The sequence below is a fragment of the Vibrio sp. 10N.222.46.A1 genome, from assembly GCF_041473595.1.
GTDB lineage: Bacteria > Pseudomonadota > Gammaproteobacteria > Enterobacterales > Vibrionaceae > Vibrio > Vibrio tasmaniensis_A.
Map to the genome: position 1 here is coordinate 1 of NZ_JBFRSN010001229.1, position 716 is coordinate 716.

The 716-nt window shown below is 41.6% G+C and carries 1 protein-coding gene and 1 pseudogene; both read right to left on the reverse strand.

All coding sequences use genetic code 11. The features are described 5' to 3' along the window. The coding region (locus tag AB4496_RS25470; protein WP_372132632.1) for an acyl-CoA thioesterase at positions 1 to 179 on the reverse strand (179 nt) is incomplete at its 3' end. Positions 180 to 421: 242 nt separating this feature from the next. Next, positions 422 to 716: pseudogene (locus AB4496_RS25475) on the reverse strand (ABC transporter ATP-binding protein); the annotation flags it as partial.

A 716-nucleotide genomic window follows, 5' to 3' on the forward strand; every position in this document is an offset into this window, starting at 1 on the left:
GGACCAACTTTGGTAATCGCCATCTCTTCCATCAGCTCAACGTGCTTGAAAAAATCTAAGCGAGCGGTTTCGAAATAGCGAAAATATACGGCGTTGTTAACGTGATTGAGTGCGTCCATTTCTCCCCAAGCGACAGGGATTTCTGTTACTACCGGGTAGTCAGATAATAGTGCTTCCATGCGAACTCTCTTATTGTTATCTGTGTAGTTAATGTTATCTGGGTAATTAATGTAATCTGCTTATCCTTCATCGGGATAAGTTGTTATTGGAATAAAAACCCTACCGCTAAATTAACAAAACTGCAACACGTGTGATTTAAGTTTTTGAAGCTTGAAACCACACAATGTCAGTGACTTAACTTTTCGTTACTTATTGATTAGTGTCTCACTAAACAAACGACTTACGCACATCCACTCAATGATTACGCACTAAGGTGTTTGAATTGCAGTTCAACTAAGCGTTGGTACAATTCGCAGCTATTGATGAGAGACTGGTGGTCGCCGATGTCTACTAGCTGTCCTTTATCGAGCACCGCAATCTGGTCGGCGTGTTTAATTGTTGATAAACGATGAGCGATAATGATCGTCGTTCTGCCACGCATTAACTCTTCTAAAGCTTGTTGAACGTGATGCTCACTTTCGCTGTCTAGTGCGCTGGTTGCTTCGTCCAACAATAGAATGTTTGGATCTTTTAGGATGGCACGAGCAATCGCAATA